The sequence below is a fragment of the Escherichia sp. 93.0816 genome, from assembly GCF_013368855.2.
In the GTDB taxonomy this organism is placed as follows: domain Bacteria; phylum Pseudomonadota; class Gammaproteobacteria; order Enterobacterales; family Enterobacteriaceae; genus Escherichia; species Escherichia ruysiae.
On record NZ_JABWNC020000044.1, the window covers coordinates 1 to 7147 of the forward strand.

Annotated in this window: 5 protein-coding genes; 3 read left to right on the top strand and 2 right to left on the bottom strand. The window is 49.7% G+C overall.

The features are described from left to right. The coding region (locus HEM79_RS21875; protein WP_286178661.1) for an autotransporter outer membrane beta-barrel domain-containing protein at positions 1-2092 on the bottom strand (2092 nt) is incomplete at its 3' end. 580 nt (positions 2093-2672) lie between these two features. Here HEM79_RS21875 and yahO point away from each other — a divergent pair. Continuing rightward, on the top strand, positions 2673-2948 hold the full coding sequence (gene yahO, locus HEM79_RS21880; RefSeq protein WP_000848012.1) for a DUF1471 family periplasmic protein YahO: 276 nt from the start codon (positions 2673-2675) through the stop codon (positions 2946-2948). A 108-nt stretch (positions 2949-3056) separates the two neighbouring features. Here the strand turns inward: yahO and prpR are convergent, their stop codons facing one another. Beyond that, complete coding sequence (prpR, locus tag HEM79_RS21885; protein WP_176242059.1) at positions 3057-4643, bottom strand: propionate catabolism operon regulatory protein PrpR; 1587 nt, start codon at positions 4641-4643, stop codon at positions 3057-3059. Positions 4644-4881: 238 nt separating this feature from the next. Between prpR and prpB the strand changes: the two genes are divergently transcribed. Then, on the top strand, positions 4882-5772 hold the full coding sequence (gene prpB, locus HEM79_RS21890; protein ID WP_176242061.1) for a methylisocitrate lyase: 891 nt from the start codon (positions 4882-4884) through the stop codon (positions 5770-5772). A gap of 53 nt (positions 5773-5825) precedes the next feature. After that, a complete protein-coding gene (prpC, locus tag HEM79_RS21895; protein WP_021550307.1) occupies positions 5826-6995 on the top strand; it encodes a bifunctional 2-methylcitrate synthase/citrate synthase in 1170 nt (389 codons plus the stop codon). The last annotated feature ends 152 nt before the right edge of the window (positions 6996-7147 follow it).

Consider the following 7147-nt stretch of genomic DNA (forward strand, 5'->3'; position numbering starts at 1 on the left):
AGCTATCAACATAAGTCCCTGTTTTATCTGCTTCGTTAGCGTACCAGGTGCCATATACGCCAACACTGTAGCCGTCGATTTGCCCGCGTGAGTTGTACCCGGTCAGGTTGGAATGTGTGTGACTCTTGCTGTTGGCATAGCCAGCCATCAGGCCGAGATGCCAGCGATCGAGAGCATTACTGCTCCATTGCGCAATATCGCCGCCAAGTTGCAGAACATAACGGTTGCTCTGGGTGTTCAGTTCATCCGAGCGATCTTTAAAGCGGTTATGTCCGCCAATGTTACGTAACCACAGACTGGTCACTTTCTGCTCGCCGGTCAGGAGGTCGGTGTATTGTGTTTCCCCCAGACGGTCATGCAGTCGGGTATTAAACAGGGTATTTGCCGCCTGAATATTGGCCACATAGCTGCCAATCTCCGGGCGATACTGATGCTTTCTTTCCGGCTGCGGAACAGATGGCGTAACAGGCGGCTCCGGTGTCACTGGCGGTTCTGGTGTTACAGGGGGTTCTGGTGTTACAGGAGGCTCAGGATCTGGCTCCGGGACTACAGGCAGTTCCGGTGGGGTATACGGTCCTGCGGGAATTTCACTGGTTAAAAACCAGTTCTGGTTGTCGCTTTTTGTCACGTTGTAATCATAGGGACCGGCAACAATACGTCCCTCTTTACTGAAAACGCCCTCTGACAGGCCGTCAACCTCTACAATTTTTATCCCTTCCAGGGTATCCGCGCCCAGGCCGCCCGCATTGTTGACCATGACGCGGGTGCTACCGGAAGTGTCGCCTTTTACGACGAGTTTATCCGTTGCGGAATTATCATCGCCTAATACAGTATGCATGACTAACAAACCATCACTGGCAGTATAGTTGCCGTTAATGGTTAGTGTGGTCGGCGTGAACTCGTGGCCTTGTTCATACGAAGACAGCGTTGCTGTTCCAGCCAGCGCCAGCGTTTTTAACGCTTGCGAATAACCGTTTAAATCGAGGTGTCCACCACCGTCGACAATAAAATCGGAGTTGGGGCTGAAGGTATTCTCTTTACCTGCGCGTAGGCTGCCTTTGGTTATATAGGTATTACCGGCATAGTTATTCATACCGGATAATGTTGTCGTCCCGGAGCCGACCTGGTTAACCTGGCCGTTTCCCTGTATAGGTGAGGCCAGGAGAAAATCGGTACTGGAGTGATTAAAGTTTACTACCGATGTGGAGGAAGCATCTGCGGCTCCCAAATGAATAAATGGCGTATTAATCGAACCTGCAGGCTGTTCAGCCTCACCTTGCGCACCACCAATATTTAAAACGCCTGTGGCGCTAGGTGCGACAGTAATCCAGATAAACGAATTGGCATTGATAGTTGCACCGTTATTAACGGTAAGGATGCCGGTAGTATTAAAAGCAACATCTGGGCTGAATCCACCAAGATAAACATATTCAGCATTCAATGTTGAATTTTTACCGTCAACCAGAACCTCGCCATAACTATTACGATTTTTTGATATATCATTGGCTGGATAAGCATACCCAATAGCTACCTGAGCTGAGGTAGTGAGTGTGCCGCCATTAGTAATACGTAAATTGCCGGTTCCCTGATCGCCAACAAGAGCAATGTTAGAGGAAACTGATGAGTTTTCCCCATCAATAACCATCAACCCTTTGGCATCACCATAATACTCACCAATCCTGAGTTCCTGCAGGCCACTTATCTTACTGCCTTCTAACACGTATACCGTGCCGGAACCTTCATTTGTACCCAAATACATTTTGGATGTAGGGGTATCAAACTGCCAGTTGGTATGGTCGGATAAAGTGAGGGAACCTTCAGAGTTATTGCCTACGGTAGCATTAGCAGTAATAAGTGAAATATTTTCAATGAGTAATGAGCCGTTAGAGTTTTGGCCTACATTCAAAGAAGTAAAATGATTCCATCCGGGAGCATAACCCTCAGAGGCAATAACTTTTGCTTCTTCGCCATTATTAATGACAACAGTGCTATTTTCGTCTGTGGGTGGGGTTACGGCCAGAGATACGGGTGTGGATAATATTGTTGAAATGGCTATAGCCAGGGTTGATAAAGCATGTTTTGCTAGTTTCATATCACTCACTTTCATCCTTAAATTTAAATGGCGAGATGTTTTTATTGCACTGTTTTTCTTCCCGAAGCCTTGTAAGGCGTAAATATACAAGTTGCTAAATAAGAATATCTGTAATATTAGACGCCATAAATTTATTAAAGTGTTAGTTGTTCATTGCATTGATAGGTTTTAGTGGTTTGTAAGTGGTGTGAATGAATTTTTCAATATTATTATTAAAAAATAATAGTAAATCGTCTTAAGGTTAATAATGGGTAAAGCAAATAATGCTTATAAAAATCAACTCAATAGATAGTTTTGTTTTTTTTGTTCAGAAAAATAATGTGGGTGGCGTAAGTTTTATATTGAATATCTGGCATGGTGAAAATTTGAGATTTTTATAAAAAATAATTCAAATAACACCAGCAATAATTGCAGGAAGAGTTATTAACTGGCAGGACAAGTGGGGTTCGCATTAAGAACAATACAAATATATTCTCTTTTCCTGTGGATTTTTCCTAACCGCTGAACTACTTATTAATCAACCCTGATGATGACTGTTAGCTTCAGGGCATTAGCCAATCACACATTATGGAGTTCACCTATGAAAACTGGAACTAAGCTCTTAGTTGGTGCGTTAGCTTTTGTTGTCACAAACGTCTATGCCGCTGAATTGATGACTAAAGCGGAATTTGAAAAGGTTGAATCGCAATATGAAAAAATAGGTGATATTTCAACAAGTAATGAAATGTCGACTGCAGATGCAAAAGAAGATTTAATCAAAAAAGCGGATGAAAAAGGTGCTGATGTGTTGGTACTGACCTCCGGTCAGACTGACAATAAGATCCACGGCACGGCAAATATTTATAAGAAGAAGTAATTCTGAAGCCATGTAAATATGCCCGATGTGCACGTCTATCGGTGAATGCAATATATTGAAATTCATGATTTTGTAGGCCGGATAGGGGGTCACACCGCATCCGGCAATTTAATTTTTCAGCCGCCGCCAGAACGTCGTTCGGCTGATGCCTAAATAATTCGCCGCTGCTGTTTTATCACCATTAAATTTCTCCAGTGCCTGTTGGGGTGTCAGCAAGGGAGAGGCGGTAATTTTCGCCGACTCGTGGGCTAATTCCGGCAGTAGCCGTTGCAAAAACTGTGGCGTTAAATCCGGCGTAGGTTCCACACTTAAAAATAGCGCCAGTCGCTCCATCATATTGCGAAGTTCACGAATATTTCCCGGCCACACATAGTGCAATAAAACCACCTGGCAGGTATTTAGCCCCTCGCGTAACGCAGCAGAAAACGGGGCGGAGAGCGCCGCCAGAGACACTTTTAAAAAGCTTTCCGCCAGCGGCAGAATATCCGCACCCCGCTCGCGCAGTGGCGGCAATTGCAGACGCAGAATACTCAGTCGATAAAACAGATCGCGGCGAAAACGTCCTTGCTGCATATCCTCTTCCAGATTGCAGTGGGTGGCGCTGATGACCCGCACATCCACCGGAATCGGTTGATGTCCGCCGACGCGAGTGACCTCTTTTTCTTCCAGCACCCGCAGCAGGCGAGTCTGCAAAGGAAGCGGCATTTCGCCAATCTCATCAAGAAACAGCGTGCCGCCGTGGGCAATTTCGAACAGCCCGGCGCGGCCTCCGCGTCGCGAGCCGGTAAACGCCCCTTCCTCATAGCCAAACAGCTCCGCTTCCAGCAATGTTTCAGCAATCGCTCCGCAGTTCACGGCAACAAACGGATGTGATTTTTTACCGTGGCGAGCGTCATGACAGGCAAAGTATTCCCGATGTATCGCCTGAGCCGCCAGCTCTTTACCGGTTCCCGTTTCTCCCTGAATCAGCACCGCCGCACTGGAGCGGGCATAGAGCAAAATGGTTTGCCGCACTTGTTCCATCTGTGGCGATTGACCGAGCATATCGCTCAGAACGTAACGAGTACGCAGGGCGTTGCGGGTAGTGTCCTGGGCGTTATGCCTTAGAGACATGCGCGTCATATCCAGCGCATCGCTGAACGCCTGGCGCACGGTGGCAGCAGAATAGATAAAAATTCCGGTCATTCCGGCTTCTTCTGCCAGATCGGTAATCAGCCCGGCGCCGACCACGGCTTCGGTGCCGTTAGCTTTTAGCTCGTTAATCTGCCCGCGTGCGTCTTCTTCGGTGATGTAGCTACGTTGGTCGAGGCGCAGATTAAAGGTCTTCTGAAACGCGACCAGCGCCGGAATGGTTTCCTGATAAGTAACGACGCCAATCGATGAGGTGAGTTTTCCGGCTTTTGCCAGTGCCTGTAACACATCAAAGCCGCTCGGTTTAATCAAAATAACTGGCACTGACAGGCGGCTTTTCAGGTACGCGCCGTTAGAGCCAGCGGCGATGATGGCGTCGCAGCGTTCACTTGCCAGTTTTTTGCGGATGTAGGCCACCGCTTTTTCAAAGCCAAGCTGGATGGGGGTGATATTCGCCAGGTGATCAAACTCGAGGCTGATATCGCGAAACAGTTCGAACAAGCGCGTCACTGATACCGTCCAAAAAATGGGTTTATCGTCGTTCAGCCGTGGTGGATGTGCCATAGCACCCCAAAGAATTAAGAAACCGAATATTGGGTTTAGTCTTGTTTCATAATTGTTGCAATGAAACACGGTGAAACATTTCCTGAAACGTTAACTGAAACGCATATTTGTAGATTAAGTAAGAGTGTTTTTGTTAACAAATTGAAATGTATTGATTATTTTGAGTTTATCAATTGTGGCATAGCCCTTGCTTTGTGTTTATCAACGAAAATAACAAGTTGATAACAAAGGATGTGCTATGTCTCTACACTCTCCAGGTAAAGCGTTTCGCGCCGCACTCACCAAAGAAACTCCGTTGCAGATTGTCGGCACCATTAATGCCAACCATGCGCTGTTGGCACAGCGTGCCGGATATCAGGCGATTTATCTCTCCGGTGGTGGCGTGGCGGCAGGTTCGCTGGGGCTGCCCGATCTCGGTATTTCTACCCTTGATGATGTGCTGACCGACATTCGCCGTATTACCGACGTTTGTTCGCTGCCGTTGCTGGTTGATGCCGATATCGGCTTTGGTTCTTCGGCCTTTAACGTCGCCCGCACAGTGAAATCGATGATTAAAGCAGGGGCGGCGGGACTGCATATTGAAGATCAGGTTGGCGCGAAACGCTGCGGTCATCGTCCGAACAAAGCGATCGTCTCAAAAGAAGAGATGGTGGATCGGATCCGCGCGGCGGTGGATGCGAAAACGGATCCTGATTTTGTGATCATGGCGCGCACCGACGCGCTGGCAGTGGAAGGTCTGGATGCAGCGATTGAGCGTGCGCAGGCCTACGTTGAAGCCGGTGCCGAGATGCTGTTCCCGGAGGCGATTACCGAACTCGCCATGTACCGCCAGTTTGCCGATGCGGTGCAGGTGCCAATCCTCGCCAACATTACCGAATTTGGCGCCACGCCCCTGTTCACCACCGATGAATTACGCAGCGCCCATGTCGCAATGGCGCTTTACCCGCTTTCAGCATTCCGCGCCATGAACCGCGCCGCCGAACATGTCTACAACGTCCTGCGCCAGGAAGGCACGCAGAAAAGCGTGATCGACACCATGCAGACCCGCAACGAGCTGTACGAAAGCATCAACTACTACCAGTACGAAGCGAAGCTCGACGACCTGTTTGCCCGTAGCCAGGCGAAATAAAACACAACGAAAAATATCTCGACCCTACAAATGATAACAATGACGAGGACAACATGAGCGACACAACGATCCTGCAAAACAGTACCCATGTCATTAAACCGAAAAAATCTGTGGCACTTTCTGGCGTTCCGGCGGGTAACACCGCGCTTTGTACCGTAGGCAAAAGCGGCAACGACCTGCACTATCGTGGCTACGATATTCTCGATCTCGCAGAACATTGCGAATTTGAAGAAGTGGCGCATCTGCTGATCCACGGCAAACTGCCGACCCGTGACGAACTCGCCGCTTACAAAACGAAACTGAAAGCCCTGCGCGGTTTACCGGCTAACGTGCGTACCGTGCTGGAGGCTTTACCTGCGGCGTCGCACCCGATGGATGTTATGCGCACCGGCGTTTCCGCGCTCGGCTGCACGCTGCCGGAAAAAGAGGGGCACACCGTCTCCGGCGCGCGGGATATTGCCGACAAACTGTTGGCGTCACTTAGCTCGATTCTTCTCTACTGGTATCACTACAGCCACAACGGCGAACGCATCCAGCCTGAAACCGATGACGACTCTATCGGCGGTCACTTCCTGCATCTGCTGCATGGCGAAAAGCCGTCGCAAAGCTGGGAAAAGGCAATGCATATTTCGCTGGTGCTGTATGCCGAGCACGAGTTTAACGCCTCCACCTTCACCAGCCGGGTGATTGCAGGCACCGGCTCTGACATGTACTCAGCCATTATCGGCGCAATCGGCGCACTGCGCGGGCCGAAACACGGCGGGGCGAATGAAGTGTCGCTGGAGATCCAGCAACGCTACGAAACGCCGGACGAAGCCGAAGCGGATATCCGCAAGCGCGTGGAAAACAAAGAAGTAGTGATTGGTTTTGGCCATCCGGTTTATACCATCGCCGACCCGCGCCATCAGGTGATCAAGCGTGTGGCGAAGCAGCTCTCGCAGGAAGGCGGCTCGCTGAAGATGTACAACATTGCCGATCGCCTGGAAACGGTGATGTGGGAGAGCAAAAAGATGTTCCCCAATCTCGACTGGTTCTCGGCTGTTTCCTACAACATGATGGGCGTTCCCACCGAGATGTTCACGCCACTGTTTGTTATCGCCCGCGTCACCGGCTGGGCGGCGCACATTATCGAACAACGTCAGGACAACAAAATTATCCGTCCTTCCGCTAATTACATAGGGCCGGAAGACCGCCCGTTTGTCGCGCTGGATAAGCGGCAGTAAGAAGAACGGCGCAGGAGGTAACCGCGTGCACAATTTGCCCGTTAGGGGGAGGGGGAAGGTCAGCTCAGGTGCGAGCACAGACCCTCACCCCGGCCCTCTCCCTGGAAGGGAGAGGGGGAAAAACGCGCCCCATTTGACCGGGAGCACGAACA

Bases quoted from the DNA above. Each gene is read 5' to 3' on its own strand.
- yahO (WP_000848012.1), top strand. From the start codon at position 2,673: ATGAAAACTGGAACTAAGCTCTTAGTTGGTGCGTTAGCTTTTGTTGTC.
- prpR (WP_176242059.1), bottom strand. From the start codon at position 4,643: ATGGCACATCCACCACGGCTGAACGACGATAAACCCATTTTTTGGACG.
- prpB (WP_176242061.1), top strand. From the start codon at position 4,882: ATGTCTCTACACTCTCCAGGTAAAGCGTTTCGCGCCGCACTCACCAAA.
- prpC (WP_021550307.1), top strand. From the start codon at position 5,826: ATGAGCGACACAACGATCCTGCAAAACAGTACCCATGTCATTAAACCG.